The organism is Bradyrhizobium tropiciagri (assembly GCF_001189845.1).
GTDB classification, from domain to species: Bacteria; Pseudomonadota; Alphaproteobacteria; order Rhizobiales; family Xanthobacteraceae; genus Bradyrhizobium; species Bradyrhizobium tropiciagri.
Window position 1 is genome coordinate 1 of record NZ_LFLZ01000093.1, and the last position, 17,905, is coordinate 17,905.

16 protein-coding genes and 2 pseudogenes are annotated in these 17,905 nt (G+C 65.6%); 9 read left to right on the forward strand and 9 right to left on the reverse strand.

Annotated elements, in window-relative coordinates:
• Positions 1-406: 406 nt before the first annotated feature.
• Together ptsP and prfA are read left to right on the forward strand one after the other, a co-directional pair.
• Complete coding sequence (ptsP, locus tag AKN84_RS39805) at positions 407-2,674, forward strand: phosphoenolpyruvate--protein phosphotransferase (protein WP_050425835.1); 2,268 nt, start codon at positions 407-409, stop codon at positions 2,672-2,674.
• A 58-nt stretch (positions 2,675-2,732) separates the two neighbouring features.
• The gene (gene prfA / locus AKN84_RS39810; RefSeq protein ID WP_050425836.1) at positions 2,733-3,812 is read left to right on the forward strand and encodes a peptide chain release factor 1; all 1,080 of its coding nucleotides are present in this window, start codon (positions 2,733-2,735) and stop codon (positions 3,810-3,812) included.
• Between the two features lie 114 nt (positions 3,813-3,926).
• On the opposite strand, the gene AKN84_RS39815 is transcribed toward prfA, so the two are convergent.
• A complete protein-coding gene (locus tag AKN84_RS39815; protein ID WP_050425837.1) occupies positions 3,927-4,397 on the reverse strand; it encodes a MarR family winged helix-turn-helix transcriptional regulator in 471 nt (156 codons plus the stop codon).
• Positions 4,398-4,677: 280 nt separating this feature from the next.
• Between AKN84_RS39815 and AKN84_RS50520 the strand changes: the two are divergent.
• Positions 4,678-4,785, forward strand: a pseudogene (locus AKN84_RS50520) (ABC transporter ATP-binding protein); the annotation flags it as partial.
• Between the two features lie 229 nt (positions 4,786-5,014).
• Here AKN84_RS50520 and AKN84_RS39820 read toward each other — a convergent pair.
• Positions 5,015-5,440: an HIT family protein gene (locus AKN84_RS39820; RefSeq protein ID WP_050425857.1), complete on the reverse strand. Its 426-nt coding sequence runs from the start codon at positions 5,438-5,440 to the stop codon at positions 5,015-5,017.
• Between the two features lie 105 nt (positions 5,441-5,545).
• Here AKN84_RS39820 and prmC point away from each other — a divergent pair, with 105 nt between their 5' ends.
• The gene (gene prmC / locus AKN84_RS39825; RefSeq protein ID WP_050425838.1) at positions 5,546-6,436 is read left to right on the forward strand and encodes a peptide chain release factor N(5)-glutamine methyltransferase; all 891 of its coding nucleotides are present in this window, start codon (positions 5,546-5,548) and stop codon (positions 6,434-6,436) included.
• Between the two features lie 483 nt (positions 6,437-6,919).
• Positions 6,920-7,705 carry a DUF4167 domain-containing protein gene (locus AKN84_RS39835; protein WP_050425840.1) on the forward strand — a complete coding sequence of 262 codons (786 nt, stop codon included), beginning with the start codon at positions 6,920-6,922 and terminating at the stop codon, positions 7,703-7,705.
• A 210-nt stretch (positions 7,706-7,915) separates the two neighbouring features.
• Here the strand turns inward: AKN84_RS39835 and AKN84_RS39840 are convergent, their stop codons facing one another.
• Complete coding sequence (locus AKN84_RS39840; RefSeq protein ID WP_050425841.1) at positions 7,916-8,665, reverse strand: class I SAM-dependent methyltransferase; 750 nt, start codon at positions 8,663-8,665, stop codon at positions 7,916-7,918.
• A 184-nt stretch (positions 8,666-8,849) separates the two neighbouring features.
• Between AKN84_RS39840 and gloB the strand changes: the two genes are divergently transcribed.
• Together gloB and AKN84_RS39850 are read left to right on the forward strand one after the other, a co-directional pair.
• On the forward strand, positions 8,850-9,617 hold the full coding sequence (gene gloB, locus AKN84_RS39845) for a hydroxyacylglutathione hydrolase (RefSeq protein ID WP_050425842.1): 768 nt from the start codon (positions 8,850-8,852) through the stop codon (positions 9,615-9,617).
• The gene (locus tag AKN84_RS39850; RefSeq protein ID WP_050425843.1) at positions 9,617-10,063 is read left to right on the forward strand and encodes a cupin domain-containing protein; all 447 of its coding nucleotides are present in this window, start codon (positions 9,617-9,619) and stop codon (positions 10,061-10,063) included. The genes gloB and AKN84_RS39850 overlap by 1 nt, the downstream gene beginning before the upstream one ends.
• A 221-nt stretch (positions 10,064-10,284) precedes the next feature.
• Here the strand turns inward: AKN84_RS39850 and yddG are convergent, their stop codons facing one another.
• The 3 genes from yddG to AKN84_RS39865 all read right to left on the reverse strand — a co-directional run bounded on the left by yddG (position 10,285) and on the right by AKN84_RS39865 (position 13,468).
• Positions 10,285-11,157, reverse strand: a complete 873-nt coding sequence (gene yddG / locus AKN84_RS39855; RefSeq protein WP_050425844.1) for an aromatic amino acid exporter YddG — start codon at positions 11,155-11,157, stop codon at positions 10,285-10,287.
• Between the two features lie 134 nt (positions 11,158-11,291).
• A complete protein-coding gene (gene phbB / locus AKN84_RS39860; protein ID WP_050425845.1) occupies positions 11,292-12,017 on the reverse strand; it encodes an acetoacetyl-CoA reductase in 726 nt (241 codons plus the stop codon).
• Between the two features lie 272 nt (positions 12,018-12,289).
• The gene (locus AKN84_RS39865) at positions 12,290-13,468 is read right to left on the reverse strand and encodes an acetyl-CoA C-acetyltransferase (RefSeq protein WP_050425846.1); all 1,179 of its coding nucleotides are present in this window, start codon (positions 13,466-13,468) and stop codon (positions 12,290-12,292) included.
• Positions 13,469-13,781: 313 nt separating this feature from the next.
• Between AKN84_RS39865 and phaR the strand changes: the two genes are divergently transcribed.
• Positions 13,782-14,372 carry a polyhydroxyalkanoate synthesis repressor PhaR gene (gene phaR, locus AKN84_RS39870; protein WP_050425847.1) on the forward strand — a complete coding sequence of 197 codons (591 nt, stop codon included), beginning with the start codon at positions 13,782-13,784 and terminating at the stop codon, positions 14,370-14,372.
• A 190-nt stretch (positions 14,373-14,562) separates the two neighbouring features.
• Here phaR and AKN84_RS39875 read toward each other — a convergent pair whose 3' ends face one another.
• A complete protein-coding gene (locus AKN84_RS39875) occupies positions 14,563-16,254 on the reverse strand; it encodes a putative bifunctional diguanylate cyclase/phosphodiesterase (RefSeq protein ID WP_050425848.1) in 1,692 nt (563 codons plus the stop codon).
• Between the two features lie 219 nt (positions 16,255-16,473).
• Here AKN84_RS39875 and AKN84_RS39880 point away from each other — a divergent pair, with 219 nt between their 5' ends.
• Entirely contained in the window at positions 16,474-16,758 is a 285-nt protein-coding gene (locus tag AKN84_RS39880; protein WP_050425849.1) for a hypothetical protein, read from the forward strand.
• A gap of 16 nt (positions 16,759-16,774) precedes the next feature.
• Here the strand turns inward: AKN84_RS39880 and AKN84_RS39885 are convergent, their stop codons facing one another.
• Positions 16,775-17,245 carry a YybH family protein gene (locus tag AKN84_RS39885; RefSeq protein ID WP_050425850.1) on the reverse strand — a complete coding sequence of 157 codons (471 nt, stop codon included), beginning with the start codon at positions 17,243-17,245 and terminating at the stop codon, positions 16,775-16,777.
• Between the two features lie 19 nt (positions 17,246-17,264).
• Positions 17,265-17,902 (reverse strand): annotated as a pseudogene (locus tag AKN84_RS39890) (hypothetical protein).
• Between the last annotated feature and the right edge of the window lie 3 nt (positions 17,903-17,905).

Genomic DNA, 17,905 nt, shown 5'->3' on the forward strand with positions numbered 1-17,905 from the left:
GCTTCGCGCGAGCGAAGCGGGGGTGAGGGGTCTGCCTCCGCGGATAGAGACCCCCTCATCCGTCTCGCATCTGTCGATGCGAGCCACCTTCTCCCACAAGGGGAGAAGGGAAGGCGGCTCTCCACCACCGCCCCGGAGTTAGAATTTCTCTTAGCGGGCGCAGCATTGGGCTGACGCAGACGTTATTTGCTACTGGCAGGCGTTTTGCTTGGCAAAGCAAGCTCGATTGGCTATACGGCCAGTCAGGTAGGCTGTCGCAAACTGTGGCACAGTTTTAGTGATCCCGAATCGGCGGGAACTGGCGCAAGCGGCGACACCGAATGACTAAATTTGTTGTTTTTGACGAGTTTTGCGCCAGCGGCCGACCGGCCCGGTGCGCCGGCCTCGTGGGGAGGGACTGAAGCATATGCGGAGCGCGTCGGGAGGCCCACGCATCCTGTTGAGACGGCTCCGCGAAACCATGGCGGAGCAAGTCTCCGCCCAGGAGCGCCTCGACAAGATCGTGGTGCTGATCGCGGCCAACATGGTGGCCGAGGTCTGCTCCTGCTACGTGCTGCGCATCGACAACACCCTCGAACTCTACGCCACCGAAGGTCTGAACCGCGACGCCGTGCACCGCACCGTGCTGAGCGCGCATGAGGGCCTGGTCGGCCTCGTCGCCAGCGAGGCGACGCCGCTCAATCTGTCCGACGCGCAAAGCCATCCGGCCTTCGCCTACCGCCCGGAGACCGGCGAAGAGGCCTACCACTCGTTCCTCGGCGTGCCGATCCTGCGCGCCGGCAACACGCTCGGCGTGCTTGTGGTGCAGAACCGCGCCAAGCGCACCTACGTCGAGGAAGAGGTCGAGGCGCTGCAGACCACCGCCATGGTGCTGGCGGAGATGATCGCCTCCGGCGAGCTTGCCGCGCTGGCGCAGCCCGGTGCCGAGCCCGCCGCGCGGCACTCGCTGCACAAGACCGGTGCAGTGCTCTCCGACGGCATCGCGCTCGGCCATGTCGTGCTGCACGAGCCACGCGTCGTCATCACCAACTACATCGCCGAGGACCTGCCGAAGGAGGTCAAGCGGCTCGACACCGCGCTCGCCAATCTGCGCGCCGACCTCGACCGCATGCTGGAGCGCGGCGACGTCGCCGACGGCGGCGAGCACCGCGAGGTGCTCGAAGCCTACCGCATGTTCGCCAACGACCAAGGCTGGTCGCACAAGCTGCACGAGGCGGTCGCCACCGGCCTCACCGCGGAAGCCGCCGTCGAGCGCGTGCAGTCCGACACCCGCGCGCGCATGCTGCGCTCGACCGATCCGTATCTGCGCGACCGGTTGCACGACCTCGAGGATCTCGGTCATCGCCTGATGCGGCAACTGGTCGGTCAGGACCATGCGCCGTCGCGCGAGCAGCTGCCTGACAACGCCATCCTGATCGCCCGCGCGATGGGCCCCGCGGCGCTGCTCGACTATGACCGCAAGCGGCTGCGCGGCCTGGTGCTGGAGGAAGGCACCGCGAACTCCCACGTCTCGATCGTGGCGCGCGCGCTCGGCATTCCTGCGGTCGGCGAGGTGCCGAACGCGCCCGGCATCGCCGATCCCGGCGATGCCATCATCGTCGACGGCATCTCCGGCGAGATCTATGTCCGTCCCTCCACCGAGATCGAATCCGCCTACGCCGAACGCGTCCGATTCCGGGCGCGGCGGCAGGCGCAATATTCGGCGCTGCGCGACAAGGCCTGCGTGACCAAGGACGGCCAGCCGATCGAGCTTTTGATCAATGCCGGCCTGACCATCGACCTGCCGCATATCGACGATACCGGCAGCGCCGGCATCGGCCTGTTCCGCACCGAACTGCAGTTCATGGTGAGCCCGAACCTGCCGCGCTCGAGCGACCAGCTGGCGCTGTATCGCACCGTGCTCGACGCCGCCGGCTCCAAGCCCGTCACCTTCCGCACGCTCGATATCGGCGGCGACAAGGCGCTGCCCTATATGGAGACCGTGGTCGAGGAAAATCCCGCGCTCGGCTGGCGCGCGATCCGGCTCGGCCTCGACCGTCCCGGCCTGCTGCGCGGCCAGATCCGCGCGCTGCTGCGCGCCGGCGGCGGCCGCGCGCTGAAGATCATGTTCCCGATGATCTCCGACATCGCCGAATTCGATCAGGCCAAGGCGATCGTCGAGCGCGAACTGACCTATCTGCGCCAGCACGGCCATTCGCTGCCCGAGCGGATCGATATCGGCACCATGGTCGAGGTGCCGGCGCTGCTCTACCAGCTCGACGAACTCCTGAAGAAGGTCGACTTCGTCTCGGTCGGCTCCAACGACCTGTTCCAGTTCCTGTTTGCGGTCGACCGCGGCAATGCCAAGGTCTCCGAGCGCTTCGACATCCTGTCGGCGCCGATCCTGCGCGCGCTGCGCGACATCGTGCGCAAGGCCAAGAGCGCGAAGAAGGCCGCCTCGCTGTGCGGCGAGATGGCCTCGAAGCCGATCGGCGCGCTGGCGCTGATTGCGCTCGGCTATCGCTCGCTGTCGCTGTCGGCGACCGCGCATGGCCCGGTCAAGGCGATGATCCTCGACCTCGACGCCAGGAAGGCGGAGGCGATGATCAATCCGCTGCTCGACGCGCCGGTCGGCAGCGTCTCGATCCGCGAGGCGCTGACGAAGTTTGCCGAAACCGAGGGGCTGGCCTTGTAGCGACGCTGCCGTCGCCTCCGCCACCCCTTCGCGCTTTCCGCAAATTCGAGATACCGCCATGCTACCCGAAGCCAAACTCGACGTCCTGCTCGCCCATCACGCCTCGCTCGAGGCCGAGCTGCTCGGCGAGGTGAAGTCCGATCGCTACGTTGCGATCACGCGCGAGCTCGCTGAGCTCAATCCGCTGATCGATGCGGTGAAGCTCTATCGCTCTGCCCGCACCGAACTCGCCGATACCGAGGCGTTGCTGGCGGACGCGGGAACCGATCCCGAGATGCGCAGCATGGCGGAAGCCGAGCTGGAAACGCTGCAGGCGCGGATCGGCGAGCTCGAGCAGCAGATCCGGATCGCGCTGCTGCCCAAGGATGCGATGGACGACCGCAACGTGATGCTGGAAATTCGCGCCGGCACCGGCGGCGACGAGGCCTCGCTGTTCGCCGGCGACCTGTTCCGGATGTATGAGCGCTTCGCGGCCTTGCAGGGCTGGAAGGTCGAGGTGATCTCGGCGAGCGAGGGCACCGTCGGCGGCTACAAGGAAATCATCGCCGAGGTGCAGGGCCGCGGCGCCTTCGCCAAGCTGAAATTCGAGTCCGGCGTGCACCGGGTGCAGCGCGTGCCCGACACCGAGACGCAGGGCCGCATCCACACCTCGGCCGCAACCGTCGCCGTGCTGCCCGAAGTCGAGGACGTCGACGTCGACATCAAGGACACGGATTTGCGGATCGAGACCATGCGCGCCGGCGGCGCCGGGGGCCAGCACGTCAACAAGACCGAGTCCGCGATCCGCATCACCCATCTGCCGACCGGCATCGTGGTGACGATGCAGGACAGCCGCTCGCAGCACAAAAACCGGGCGTCGGCGATGAACATCCTGCGCTCGCGCATCTATGACGCCGAGCGCCAGCGCGTCGAGGCCGCGCGCTCCGCCGACCGCAAGGAGAAGGTCGGCTCCGGCGACCGCTCGGAACGCATCCGCACCTATAATTTCCCGCAAGGGAGAGTCACCGACCACCGCATCAACCTGACGCTCTACAAGCTGCCGCAGGTGGTCGCGGGCGAGGCGCTCGGCGAACTGATCGATGCGCTGACCACCGAGCACCAGGCCGCGCAGCTCGCTGCGCAGGGCGCGGCGGCCTAGAGCCTTCCCGTTCCGATGGAATCGGAACGGGGCTCTAGGTTTTTGTCTTGACGCGTTTTCTTCACGCGAACCGGTATCCACTTCGCTCGAAAACGCTCTAACGCGCGACGCCGCTTACGGCTCGCCGGGCTGTGGTGAGGATCTCAGCAAGCGGCGCAAGGCCGGGCTCGCGGCGCGGCGGAGCTCCTCGATGTTCTTCTTCGAGATGGCCTGCAGCTTCTGCTCGCCCTTCGCCGTCAGCTTGAGCTGAACCCGCCTGCCGTCCACGGGATCGGTGACCCGGCTGATCAGCCCGAGCTTGGCCATGCGATTCATCAATTCGACGGCGGAGTGGTGCCGTATCAGCAGGAAGCGGGCGATATCGCCGATGCTCGGAGGGCCGGGCTCGACGAAGCCCTTGATCCCGAGCAGCGCCTGATGCTGCTGCGGCGTCAGCCCGGCCTTGCGGGCCCCCTCCTCGCTGAACGCGAGAAACGTCCGCAGCTCGAAGCGAAACTGCGCCAGCGCCCGGTAGTCCACCGTCGCGGCCACCGCGTTCCGTTTCGTGGTCGCGCCTGGCGTTCGTCGCTGCTTGGCCCGAGGCATTCCGTCGTCCCGTCGCTGGTTCGCTCCGCCGGACGGCAGAAGCCTATGCGACGCTAGCAAGCCCACGCCGGCCGGACCATCCTACCGGCCGGCTTTGCACGCATGTTTTCAACGGTTTGACTGTCGCACCGCGCGATACGGCAAGATCACGGCTGCGGCCAGTGATCGTAGCTCGAGCTCAATATCTTCAGGAGCACGATCTGGAACGCAACCGGAATCCGCGGGCTCCGGCGGCGGATCGACTTCTCCAGCGCCTCGGTGATTTCGCTCCGCCGTGACGCTGGCGCAGCGCATCTACATCATCAACAACGGACACATCGTCCATGAAGGGCCGGCGCAGGAGACCAAGGCGCAGCCCGACGTGCTGCAACGGTATCTCGGGGTGTAGAGCGAACCCGCCACCACAGGCGTGCGGCCAAAATATCGAAAACAACCCCATGCAAAGGAGAGGCGGCTGCCGGCGCTCGACAAGGCGGCTTGACTCGTCGGGCAAATCAAGGATATATTTCCAATATTCCGAAATCATGTAAGCGCCCTCGCCCGCAATGTGCGCTTGCGGGGGAAGGAGCGCACCGCTTCCGCGACTGCCTTTCTATCCAATCTCGTCATGGACGCGTTCAGCCTGCCAGCGCCGTGATCATGCGTCTGGCGTGATCGGCGAGCACGTCCATCTCCTCCTTGCGGGTCTGCGCCGGCAGCAGCGCGACACCTTCCTTCACCGGCATCACATGCATGTGCAGGTGGAAGACGACCTGCCCGCTGGCGGGCTCGCTGAACTGCTGGATGATGATGCCGTCGGCGGAGAGCGCCCTCATCGCGGCGACGGCGATCCGCTTGGCCGTCCGCGCCACCGCGGCAAGGTCGTCGTCCGCGATGTCGAGGATACCGCGCGCGGGCGCCTTCGGAATCACCAGCGTATGTCCCGGCGAGCGCGGCATGATGTCGAGAAACGCAAAGGTCCGGTCGGTCTCATCAACCTTGAAGCTCGGGATCTCGCCGCGGAGGATTTTTGCGAAGATGTTCTGGTCGTCATATCCCGTCATGGTCACACGTTCCGGATCGATCATTTGAAACGTCGACCGTGCGCGCGGGCAACGCGCGGCGCAAGTCATATCGACGCCGCATCGACCATCGGCTAACAACGCGCAATGAGCACCGCAGCTGAACATGGCAGCCAGACCGTCGAGAGCGCCCGGCGCGCGCTCGCCGCGCGCCTCAGGGACGTCAGCGGTGACGATGCCGAGCTCGACGCGCGGCTGCTGGCCGGCGCCGCGCTGGGGCTCGATCTGACCGGCATGATCACCGGCGCCAGACGCACGCTGACGAAGAACGAAGCGGACCGCCTGGAGGCCCTCGCGCGGCGCCGCCTCGCCGGCGAGCCGGTCGCGCGCATTCTCGGCATCAAGGAGTTTTGGGGACTGCCGCTGCATCTCTCCGCTGCGACGCTGGTGCCGCGCCCCGACACCGAGACCGTGGTCGAGCGCGCGCTCGAACTGCTGCGGGCCGATGGCGCAGCTGACCGCGCATTGCGGATCGCCGATCTCGGCACCGGCTCCGGCGCGATCCTGCTGGCGCTGCTCTCGGAACTGCGCCACGCGCACGGCTTCGCCACCGACATTTCGGCGGAGGCGCTTGAGACCGCGAGCCGGAACGCCAAAGAGCTCGGGCTCGCGGATCGCATCACGTGGATCCAGTGCGACTATGCCAGCGGACTGATCGGCACGTTCGACCTGATCGTGTCCAATCCGCCCTACATCCCCTCGGCCGACATCGCCGGCCTCGACATCGAGGTGCGCGCGCACGATCCGCGCGCGGCACTCGACGGCGGCGCCGACGGGCTCGACGCCTACCGCGCGCTGATTTCGCAATCTGCGTGTCTTTTGACCTCAGGCGGATTTCTGGTTGTGGAAATCGGACAGGGCCAAAGCGGCGACGTTGAAGCGCTGATGACGGCTTCCGGGTTATCCCCAACGGGCCTGCCGAAAGCCGATCTCGGGGGCGTTCCGAGGGCGGTTTCAGCCCGCCGGCTGCCCCGATAAAGTCCTATTGGAACGCAAAAAAACCTCTTGGAATATCCCCGGGGAACGACTACGTTCCGGGCACAACATCGGTGCTGGCCCCGTAAACCATTACGGGTGATGACCAGGGTTCAGCAGAGCCCGCCGATCGAAAGGTTCCAGGAACGCAGGTCTCATTGAGCGCAATAGCCGAAGCTGTGCTGCTCTGACCGCCAAGCGAACGAAAGCCTGTTATTGCGCTTGAAGACTTACGCACGAGAACTGGGCCTGTCTCGACGGGCCGAATGATTTGGTCGCTGGCGGGTTTTGCCGGCGGTTGGGGAACGCGTATTTGCTGAACGCGACTTTGCTGAACGAGATGGTCAGCGACATCGAAGCCACTTCGAACGGTATTGCGATTCCGTGCGCCTCGGCGCGCGGCGAATCGGACTTTCTGGGAATCGGACTTCTGAGAAATCGGACTGTGGACTGCAATAACTTCAGGGCTGGAATAAAAGGCGACAGATGAGAAACGGTCAGAACAACAAGCGGATGCGCAACCGGAATAACAACAACAATAATAACAACAATAACCGGCGCGGCCAGAATCCCCTGACACGGGTGTACGAATCGAACGGACCCGACATCAAGATCCGCGGCACGGCCTCCCACGTTGCCGAGAAATACGTCCAGCTCGCGCGCGATGCACGCTCCTCCGGCGATCCGGTGGCAGCCGAAAACTACTACCAGCACGCCGAGCACTATTACCGGATCATCGCGGCCGCACAGGAGCAGTTCCGGCAGAATCAGCAGCAGCCGCGCCCCGACGCCGAACCGGTCGCGACCGAGGACGGGGACGACGACAGCGACGGTTACTCGAGCTTCGGCCAGGAGCCGGGCTTCGTGCCGCAGCAGCAGCAACCCTTCATGCGCGACAACGGCCAGCAGCCGTATCAGCGCGAGCAGCAGCAGCAGCCGCGCGAGCACCGCGAGCGTGACCAGCAGCAGCCGCGTGAACACCGCGAACGCGAGCATCGTCCGCAGCCGCAATATCAGCCGCAACCGCAGAACCAGCCGCAGCCCGCGATGGCCGATGCCGGCGGCGTCGATCGCCTGCCCTCGTTCATCACCGGCGGCGCGCAGCCGCAGGTCAACGGTGGCGCCTATGAAGGCAACAATGGCGGTGCTGCCGAACGCGGTGAGCGCAGCGAGCGTTTCCCGCGCCGCCGCCGCCGTCCGCACGGTCCGCGCCCCGACATGGCAGCGCAGCCCGCGCCGAGCGGCGACGACTTCAATCCAGGCAACGAGTAACGGACCGCGCAGCCACCCTCCCCTGGAGGGGGAGGGTCGGCTCACATGAGCGCAGCGAATGTGAGACGGGGTGGGGTGATCTCTCAACACGGGTAGTGCCCGCGCGGAGAGATCACCCCACCCCGTTACGCATTTCGCTACGCTTCATGCGCAACGACCCTCCCCCTCCAGGGGAGGGTGAATGATCCGCGTCACGGCTGCGTCGTCTTACTATTCCGAGTGACTGGATTTGCGCGTCGCCGTCGAGGACGGCACCAGCACCGGCCGCAATGACGGGATCAGCTGTGTGCGCTCGCGGCGCGCCGGGATCGCGCGATAGACCTGCTTGCTCGCTTCAACGATATGCACGCCGGCGAACGGCATCGACAGCGCCGCGCCGACACGCTCCCACGCCATCGCCGAGCGCAGGAACCAGCTGCCCTGCACCGGCGGCATGAACAGCGCCTCGCCCCATGACGCTGGTGTGAACCAGGTCTGCCGCAACAGCTGGGTGATCTGCGCCCGCGAATAGGGCCGGCCATGACCGAACGGCGTGGCATCGGTGCGCGTCCAGACGCCGCGGCGGTTCGGGATGATCGCGATCAGTCGCCCCGACGGCGACAGCACCCGCCACACCTCGCGCAGCAGCCGCTCGGGATCGTCGGACATCTCGAGCGCATGCACCAGCAGCACGCGGTCGACCGCGGCATCCGGCAGCGGCATCGAGAATTCGTCGATCAGGGTCGCCAGCGCCGGCCGGCCGGTCGGCCATTTCAGCACGCCCTGGGCCGCCGGCATGAAGGCAATGCAGCGCTCGCAGGTATCGCGGAACAGGCCGAGGTAGGGTGTCGGATAGCCGAGCCCGAGCACGCGCTGGCCTTCCGCGTTCGGCCAGCGTGCACGGATGCCGCGGTTGATCAGCTGCCGCGCCACGATGCCGAGGCGCTGCGAATAGAAGTCGCGGAGGTCGATGACGTCCATGATCGCTAGCCTACCATGCCCCCTGACGCCGGGGTGCGCGGAAAATTGCGTTGCCGCCGGAGCGTTAACGCCATATTTCACACCTATATTGGGCGCGTTAAGAGCATGATCCGAAAAAGTGGCCACCGGTTTTTCGATAAGATCATGCTCTGAAGTGTCCGACCCGTTTGTTCGTGGAGATATCATGACCGCCGAAATTCGCACCTTCAGTTGCCTCACCGACAATTTCGGGTACCTGATCCACGATCCCGCCACCAAGGCGACGGCGTCGATCGACGCACCGGAGGCCGGCCCGATCATCAAGGCGCTGGAGCGCGAAGGCTGGACGCTGACCGACATCCTGATCACCCATCACCATGGCGACCATGTCGGCGGCGTCGCCGAGCTGAAGCAGAAATACGGCTGCCGCGTCGTCGCGCCGCACGACCACTCGGCGAAGATCGCCAATGTCGACCTGCGCGCCGCCAATGCCGACGTCATCAAGGTCGGCAGCCTCTTGGCCCGCGTGGTGGAAACGCCCGGCCATACGCTCGACCACATCTCCTACGTGTTCGACAGCGAGAAAGCGGTGTTCGCCGCCGACACGCTGTTCTCAATCGGCTGCGGCCGGGTGTTCGAAGGCACCTATCCGATGATGTGGGATTCGCTTTTGAAGCTGCGTTCGCTGCCGGACGATTTTCGTCTGTATTGCGGCCATGAATACACTGCCTCCAACGTGAAGTTCGCGCTCACCATCGAGGCCGACAATCCGCATCTGCAGGCGCGCGCCGAGGAAGTCACGAAACTGCGCGCCGAGAACAAGCCGACGATTCCCGTGCTGCTCGGCGACGAGAAGAAGGCCAACGTGTTCCTGCGCGCCGACGAACCTGCGGTCGCGGCCAAGCTGCACATGAAGGGCGCCGACCCGGCGCTGGTGTTCGGCGAGCTCCGCGAGCGCAAGAACAAGTCGTGATGGCCGACCTCTCGGCTGCCGACATCATCGCGCGGCTCGCGCTCAAGCCGCATCCCGAAGGCGGCCATTATCGCGAGACGTTTCGCGACGAGCGCACTGATGCCGACGGACGCGCGCATTCGACCGCGATCTATTTCCTGCTCGCGCGCGGCGAGCGCTCGCACTGGCACCGCATCGACGCCGTCGAGATGTGGCACTATTACGCGGGCGCACCGCTGACGCTGAAGATCGCACAGGACGGCGGCTCACAGCAGCTGGTCACGCTCGGGCCGGATGTCGCGCGCGGCGAACAGCCACAGGCAATCGTGCCTGTTGGCGCCTGGCAGGCCGCGGAAAGCAGCGGCGACTGGACGCTGGTCGGCTGCACCGTCGCGCCGGGATTCGAGTTTTCGAAGTTCGAGCTGGCACCGAAGGGCTGGGAGCCGGCTTCGCCCCCGTCATCCTGAGGTGCGAGCCTTGCGGCGCAATTGCGCCGCTGGGCGAGCCTCGAAGGATGAATCGGCCCCGCTGGTGGCCGTCGACCCTTCGAGACGGCCGCGTTGCGGCCTCCTCAGGGTGACGGTGAAACAGTAGGAGCCTTGTAGGATGGGTAGAGCGAAGCGAAACCCATCATCTTGCCACGCGGACCAAAGTTGATGGGTTTCGCTTCGCTCTACCCATCCTACGCTTACGTTCTCTTCCTCAACACCATGTCTTTCGCCGCGATCAGCCCGCCGCCGGCGATCAGGATCGCGGCGATGGCGATGTTGGCGCTGGACTTGGCAAAGCCCGCTGCAATCAGGAACGCGGTCGAGAGCAGCGGCGTGGCGTAGGACGCGGCGCCGAGCACGCGGATGTCGCCGCGCTTCATGCCGATGTCCCAGGCGAAGAATGCCGCGCCCACCGGACCGATGCCGAGCGCCACGACGGCGAGCCATTGCAGCGGCGTCGCGGGCCACACCGTGGTCTCCACCATCACGTGCACGGCTGCTGCGAGCACCGCCGTCGCAAGGCAGAAACCCGCCACCGCATCTGTCGGCACCGCCTTGAGCCGCCGCGACATCACCGAATAGGCCGCCCACACGAACGCCGCGACAAACGCCGCCACAAAGCCTGGAATCTGCGCACTTGTGAAGGCGCCGGTGTTGCCGGCGAACAGCAGCACGGTGCCGGCAAGGCCAAGCAGCGCGCCGACGATGTGATGGATCGCAAGCCGCTCGCCCGGCAGCAGCGACGAGAACTGCACGATCAGCAGCGGCCAGAGATAGTTGAGCAGACCGGCCTCGGCCGGCGGCGCGAAGCGCAGCGCGAGGAAATACAGCGCGTGATAGCCGAACAGCCCGCCGACGCCGACAACCCAGGCGACCAGCGGCTGCTTCAACGCGCCGAACGCGGCCGGACGCAACAGGAAGCTTGCGAACGCGACCATCGCGCCGATCGCAAATGTCATGGCAGCGAGTTGGAACGCCGGGATCGTCCCGGTCGCAACCGTCATGACCGACAGCAGCGACCACATCAGGATGGCGGTCAGTCCGACAAGGGTGGCAGTTCGGGTCGTCATTTCAATTCAATCTGTCGTGGCCGCGCCGGCCATGTCCTTGCTTCGCGCCCCGCGGTTGTAGCGACGAAAATGCCCGGCACAAGGCCGGGCATTACGACTTGATTAGCGCCTGCGACGCGACGACGCTTCCCGCGTCAGGCGTGATACTGGCCGCCGTTCACGGTCAGCGTCGAGCCGGTGATGAAGCCGGCATCGTCGGCCGCGAGGAAGACCACGGCGCGCGCGATCTCTTCGGGCTCGCCGAGCCTGTTGACCGGAATCTGCGGGATCACGTTCTTCTCGAGCACATCCTTCGGCACCGCCTGCACCATCTCGGTGTTAATGTAGCCCGGGCAGATCACGTTGACGGTGATGCCGCCCTTGGCGTTCTCCAGCGCTAAGGCCTTGGTGAAGCCGATGTCGCCGGCCTTCGCCGCGGAGTAGTTGACCTGGCCGAACTGGCCCTTCTGGCCGTTGATCGAGGAGATCGAGATGACGCGGCCGAACTTGCGGGCCCGCATGCCCTCGATCACCTGGCGCGTCATGTTGAACAGCGAGCCGAGGTTGGTGTTGATCACGGCATTCCATTGCTCGAGCGTCATCTTGTGGAATGCGGTGTCCTTGGTGATGCCGGCATTGTTGACGAGCACGTCAACCGGGCCGAGATCGGCCTCGACCTGCTTCACGCCGGCCGCGCAGGCGTCGAACGACGAGACGTCCCACTTGTAGACGGGAATCCCGCTCTCCGCCTTGAACTTCTCCGCCGCGGCGTCATTGCCGGCGTAGCTTGCCGCCACCTTGTAGCCCGCCGCTTTCAGCGCCTTGCTGATCGCAGCTCCAATACCGCGCGTTCCGCCCGTCACCAATGCAACACGTGCCATGTCCGTTTCCTCCTTGGCCGTCTTTTATAACCGGATAACTCCGGCCTACGCACTCACAACTAAGCGCAATGAGATCGTCGCGCTTCAGCTCCCTTTTGAGCATGATCTGTTCGGAAAACCGCTTCACACTTTGCGCTAACGCGGCCCTTCGGGTCCGGATCATGCTCTCGAAACAAAAATGCCCGGCGCAAAGCCGGGCATCTTTTCTATCAGTTCGCGCCGTGGTTGACAGATGATCTTTTCATCACCTAGCCGGCCTCGCTGCCTTTTGTTCAGTCGCGTGCAACGCACATGGCGATGCCCATGCCGCCGCCGATGCACAGCGTCGCGAGGCCCTTCTTGGCATCGCGCTTCTGCATCTCGTGCAGCAGCGTCACCAGCACGCGCGCACCCGACGCGCCGACCGGATGGCCGATCGCGATCGCGCCGCCATTGACGTTGACCTTGGCCGGATCCCAGCCGAGGTCCTTGTTGACCGCGCAGGCCTGCGCGGCGAACGCCTCGTTGGCCTCGATCAGGTCGAGGTCGGCGATGTTCCAGCCGGCCTTCTTCAGCGCCGCGCGCGAGGCGGGGATCGGACCGGTACCCATGATCTTGGGGTCGACGCCGGCCTGGCCCCACGAGACGATGCGGGCCAGCACCTTCTTGCCCTGCTTGGCGGCTTCCTTGGCGGTCATCAGCACGACGGCGGCGGCTCCGTCATTGATGCCCGAGGCGTTGCCGGCGGTCACGGTGCCGTCCTTCTCGAAGGCGGCGCGGAGCTTGGCCATCGCGTCGAGCGTGGCGCCATGGCGCGGATACTCGTCGGCGTCGACCACGATGTCGCCCTTGCGGGACTTGATGGTGACCGGGACGATCTCGTCCTTGAACCTGCCGGCCTTCTGCGCCGCCTCGGCCTTGTTCTGCGAACCGACCGCGAACTCGTCCTGCTGCGAGCGGGTGATCTGGTACTGCTTGGCGACGTTCTCGGCGGTGTTGCCCATGTGGTAGCCGTTGAAGGCATCCCACAGGCCGTCCTTGATCATGGTGTCGATCAGCTCGAGGCCGCCCATCTTGACGCCGCCACGCAGATATTGCGCGTGCGGTGCCATGCTCATGGATTCCTGGCCGCCCGCGACGACGATCGACGAATCGCCGTTGAGCAGGGCTTGGTAGCCGAGCGCCACCGTGCGCAGGCCCGAGCCGCAGAGCTGGTTGACGCCCCAGGCCGGGCTTTCCACCGGGATGCCGGCGGCGATCGAAGCCTGGCGGGCCGGGTTCTGGCCCTGCGCCGCGGTCAGGATCTGGCCCATGATGACTTCGGAGACCTGACCACCCTCGACGCCGGCACGCTCCAGCGCCGCCTTGATGGCGATCGCGCCGAGGTCGTGGGCCGGCGTGGTGGCAAACGCGCCGTTAAAGCTACCGACGGGGGTGCGGGCGGCGCTGACGATGACGACATCGTCTGACATGGACATCTCCTATGGGTTGTAGCTGGGTTTCTCGACGGCGGGCGGCCGGTTTGGCGGGCCTGTCTCTTGGTGACTATCCTGTAAACCTCGTTGAGACATGTCAATCGCGCTGACGCGCAAAACGCGCCGCGGCGCACTCAAAATGACGCTCTTGGCACATTCCTGAGCAAATCCTATGCTTTGGAATTAACCGCAAAGCACAAAACGGTAGCCGAACCGCTTTGAAAATGCTTACCTTTGCTGCGATGCGTTGCATTTTGCCCTGCGGCGATGCCGTGGGGTTCCAGGTTCTTCGGTGTTGAAGTGAGAGCCCATGGCAAAATCTGAACAACCGACCACGATCAAGAAATACGCGAACCGGCGGCTCTATAATACCGGTACGAGCACCTACGTGACGCTCGAGGATCTCGCGGCGATGGTGAAGGAAGGCGAGGATTTCCTCGTCTACGACGCGAAGACCGGCGACGACATCACCCGCTCCGTGCTCGCGCAAATCATCTTCGAGCAGGAGAACAAGGCCGGACAGAACCTGCTGCCGACCACGTTCCTGCGCCAGCTGATCCGGTTCTATGGCGACAGCATGCAGATGGTGGCGCCGAAATATCTCGAACAGTCGATCGAGACACTGACCAAGGAACAGGAGAAATTCCGCAAGCAGATCGCGGGTGCCCTGAGCGGCACGCCGTTTGCGCCCTTGGAAGAACAGGTCCGCCGCAACATGGAGCTGTTCCAGCAGACCTTCTCGATGTTCAAGCCGTTCGTGCCGCAGCGCGGTGGCACGGAGACCGAGAAGGTGCCGGAGCCGACACCTGACGACGGCAACATCGACGATCTGCGCCGCCAGATGAAGGACATGCAGGAGCGCCTCGAGCGCATGTCGCAGCCGGCGAAGAAGGACGAGTAGGTATCTCGTCTCAGTCGCCGGTTGTCCGGCTCTGAATCCCGTCACCCTGAGGAGCGCGCATTGCGCGCGTCTCGAAGGGTCGACGGCCACCAGCGGGGCCGTGCATCCTTCGAGACGCCGCTACGCGGCTCCTCCAGCGACAAAGGCAAAGCCTTTGCGCGGGGATGACGGTGCTAACAGCGGCGATCCTTCACCCCGCAGCCGGCACGGCCTTGTCCGCCGGCGCGTTCCACGGCCGGTCCGGCGATGCGAGGCCGATCAGGCGGCCCTGGATGAAGTCGCAGCCCCATTCGCGCAGCATCACGGCGGCTTCCTCGTCCTGCACCCATTCGGCGACCGTCTTGATCTCGAGCCGCCGCGCGAGATCGATCAGCGTCTGCACGAAGGCGCGGTCGTCGGCCGAGCGCACGATGTTCTGCACGAAGGCGCCGTCGATCTTGACAATATCGACGCCGAGCTTGCGCAGGTTGCGGAACGAGGTGTAGCCGGCGCCGAAATCGTCGATCGCGATCCGGCTGCCGAAATTCTTCAGCCGGGTGACGAAGCCGCGGACGTCGTCGATATCCTGGATCGCGACCGTCTCGGTGATCTCGACGATCAGCCGCTCGCCGACGCCGGGATGCGCGCGCATCAAGGATTCGATGGTCGCCCACCAGTCCGGATCCATCGTGGTGTCGGGCGAGATATTGAGGCTGAGCTGCACGCCTGGGGCTGAAGCGAGCTCTGCGATCGCAAGCTCCAGCACGCGATGATCGACCAGCCGGATCAGGCCGAGCCGTTCGGCGACCGGCACGATGTCGGGCGCCAGCAACGCCCGGCCGTCGTCCTGCTCCATGCGGACCAGGCACTCGTAGAACGACGGCTGCCGCGAGCGCGCATCGACCACCGGCTCGAAGCCGATCACGATGCGGCGCTCGTTCAGCGCGGTGACGATCTCGTCGGTGACGCGGATGTTGACGCGGCGCTGGGCATCGCGCTCGACATTCGGCTTCCACAGCGCGAACGATCCGGCGCGACGGCTCTTGGCGGCATCCAGCGTCTCCTGCGCGCGATTGACCGCCTCCTCCGCCGACTTCGCATGGCGCGGGATGGTGACGGCGCCGATCGATGCCGTCACCGACACCGGGCCGGACTTGGTCGGCACCACCTCGTCGCGCACCGCGGCGAGGAAGCGCTCGGCCGCGACGTTGGTATCGTCGACGGTGCAGTTGCGCAGGATCAGGCCGAACTTGTTGCCGGAGAATCGGCCGAGCATGTCGCCGCTGCGCAGCCGGGCGCGAATCCGCTTCGCTACCTCCGCGATGACGGCGTCCGCGACATCGAAGCCGAACGCATCGTTGACGCGCGCCAGATGATCGATGCCGATCAGCATGAAGGCGCAGGAGGTGCGGAAGCGGGCGCACTCCTCGATGCTCTCGGCGAGCGAGGCGACCAGATGGGTGCGGTTGAGCTCGCCCGTCAGCGGATCGTGCCGCGACAGCTTCAGCAGCTGCTCCTCGCGGGCGTGCCGCTCATTGTTGATGCGGACGACGCCCTCAACGCGCGCCGGCCGGCCGTCGGCGCCGGCAAACCAGCAGCCGGTCTCCTCGATCCAGATCACCGGCGCCGAGGTGATGGCGCGCACGCCATACTCGATCCGGTAAGGCACCGGCTCTCCGCTCCGGGCCGACGCGGTCTGGCCGAGCGCGTCCACGCGAACGGTGCGCGACGGCTCGATCAGCTTTGCGAGCTCACTGCCGCTCGCCAGCGCCGCGGCCGGGATATCAGGGAAGACCGTCGCCACATTGTCGCTCCAGGCGATCGCGTCGCTCGCCAGGTCCCAGGCGAATGTCGCTTGGCCGAGCGAGGCGAGGATGCTGGCAGCTGGCGGGACAGGGGGCATCGAACATGTCTCGATTTGGGACGGCGCCCGGTGATTCTGTACGCTCTCAAGATAGTGGTTCCGGCGAATCCAACGCTAGGAGAAGTTGATAAATAATCTGGAAACCACGTTTTCGACTCTCGCGGAACGAACTGGGGATGGCGGGCATGACCCTTGCCATGAGGGTGTTGCAGAGGGACGCGACGTCCCAAACTATGACGCTCCAACAGGTCGCAGGCGATGTTCGATATCGATCAGTCAAAGGTCGTCGACGGTGAGTTCACCGATACTGCCGGGGTGACCAGCACGGCCCTGGTGCCGCTGACCGTGACCACCCATTGGGCGCCCAAAATCCCGCTGCCCCACGGGGACCCTTCATTCCTGGCTCACTTGATCGCAACTGCCGCGCACGAACCGCAGACGCGCGGGCTGCGGCGTGGGTCATTGGCCGACGCACAGACCGCGTACGGCCCGCACATCGACGAACGCCGCAGCGTTGCGCGGCGCACGCGGCAGATCATCTAGCCCGTCATCTCGAAGATCAGCGTGCCCTGACGGGCCGGCTGCCGTGGCTGTCCTGCGGCACGCCGCGGCGCAGCGACATGTGGGAATGGATGCCGAGCCAGCGTCTGTCCGCCTGACGCGCGAGGATGATGGTTGCCCGCCCCGGCCGGTCGAAGCGGCTGCCGTCCGGATGGAAGCCGGTGCTGGTCCAGGGTGTGATCACCGTCGCCATGCCGCCATCGCCGCTGATCAGCACCTGCGTATGCGCGAGATCGAAAGCGAAATCCGCGGTGCGCGGCCAGACGTTATCCCACTGCATCTCGGTCCAGCGCGCGCGGCCGTGGATCAGCTCCTGATAGGTGCCGAACGAGATGATGTCCGAATGCCAGAACGGACGGGCGGCAGCATAGTCGACCGCCCTGACGCAGGCGGCGAACCGTTCGAGCCAGTCAAAGATCGATCGGGTGGTCGTCGGATCGGCGATCGGAAGAGGCGCTTCTTCGCTCATGACCTCCCCCGAAAACGCCCTAGCGCTGCGGCGCGTCCGACGGCGGCTGGCCGCCCGGCTGCAAATCCGGCGAGGTCACCGTCGGCTTCGGCGCGGACTGATCGAGCAACACGGATTCGGCGACCGACGTCGCCGAAGGAACAGGCGCGGCCGGCGGCGGTGCAGCGGGCGCAGGAGCGGCGACGGGCGCGGGTTCGGGCCGCGGCGCAGGCTGCGCGACGGGTGCAGGCTGCGGGGCCTCCGGCTGCGACTTGCTGACGCTCGGTGCCGGTGCCGCAGGCGCGACCACCGCGCGACGGCGGGTGCGCAGCGCAATTCCGGAAATGAAATCGACCAGCGCCAGCAGCGCGAGCAGACAATAGGTCGAGTTGCCGAATTTCGGCCAGAGCACGAATTCGGCAGCGGCCGCGCCGAACACGATCAGCGACAGCAGATGGTCGGTGAGATATTTCGCGCCGGGGCGCGCGCCTTGATGACCTCGAGCAGCAACAGCAGCACGCCGGCGGCAAGCAGCATGTCGCTGAGCGTGATCTGCCACACTTCGCCCGACAGCAATGTCAGCCTGATCAGCGGGTCCGTGAAGGACACGCCGGGCATCAGGAAGGCGATGATGTTGTAGACCGCGAGCGGAACGAGCAGCAGCGGAAAACCGACCATCGG

Excerpts from the sequence above, each read along its gene's own strand:
- prfA (WP_050425836.1), top strand. The coding sequence starts at position 2,733 with ATGCTACCCGAAGCCAAACTCGACGTCCTGCTCGCCCATCACGCCTCG.
- gloB (WP_050425842.1), top strand. The coding sequence starts at position 8,850 with ATGACCGCCGAAATTCGCACCTTCAGTTGCCTCACCGACAATTTCGGG.
- AKN84_RS39875 (WP_050425848.1), bottom strand. The coding sequence starts at position 16,254 with ATGCCCCCTGTCCCGCCAGCTGCCAGCATCCTCGCCTCGCTCGGCCAA.
- AKN84_RS39820 (WP_050425857.1), bottom strand. The coding sequence starts at position 5,440 with ATGACGGGATATGACGACCAGAACATCTTCGCAAAAATCCTCCGCGGC.
- prmC (WP_050425838.1), top strand. The coding sequence starts at position 5,546 with ATGAGCACCGCAGCTGAACATGGCAGCCAGACCGTCGAGAGCGCCCGG.
- ptsP (WP_050425835.1), top strand. The coding sequence starts at position 407 with ATGCGGAGCGCGTCGGGAGGCCCACGCATCCTGTTGAGACGGCTCCGC.
- AKN84_RS39815 (WP_050425837.1), bottom strand. The coding sequence starts at position 4,397 with ATGCCTCGGGCCAAGCAGCGACGAACGCCAGGCGCGACCACGAAACGG.
- phaR (WP_050425847.1), top strand. The coding sequence starts at position 13,782 with ATGGCAAAATCTGAACAACCGACCACGATCAAGAAATACGCGAACCGG.
- AKN84_RS39835 (WP_050425840.1), top strand. The coding sequence starts at position 6,920 with ATGAGAAACGGTCAGAACAACAAGCGGATGCGCAACCGGAATAACAAC.
- yddG (WP_050425844.1), bottom strand. The coding sequence starts at position 11,157 with ATGACGACCCGAACTGCCACCCTTGTCGGACTGACCGCCATCCTGATG.
- AKN84_RS39880 (WP_050425849.1), top strand. The coding sequence starts at position 16,474 with ATGTTCGATATCGATCAGTCAAAGGTCGTCGACGGTGAGTTCACCGAT.
- AKN84_RS39840 (WP_050425841.1), bottom strand. The coding sequence starts at position 8,665 with ATGGACGTCATCGACCTCCGCGACTTCTATTCGCAGCGCCTCGGCATC.
- phbB (WP_050425845.1), bottom strand. The coding sequence starts at position 12,017 with ATGGCACGTGTTGCATTGGTGACGGGCGGAACGCGCGGTATTGGAGCT.
- AKN84_RS39865 (WP_050425846.1), bottom strand. The coding sequence starts at position 13,468 with ATGTCAGACGATGTCGTCATCGTCAGCGCCGCCCGCACCCCCGTCGGT.
- AKN84_RS39885 (WP_050425850.1), bottom strand. The coding sequence starts at position 17,245 with ATGAGCGAAGAAGCGCCTCTTCCGATCGCCGATCCGACGACCACCCGA.
- AKN84_RS39850 (WP_050425843.1), top strand. The coding sequence starts at position 9,617 with ATGGCCGACCTCTCGGCTGCCGACATCATCGCGCGGCTCGCGCTCAAG.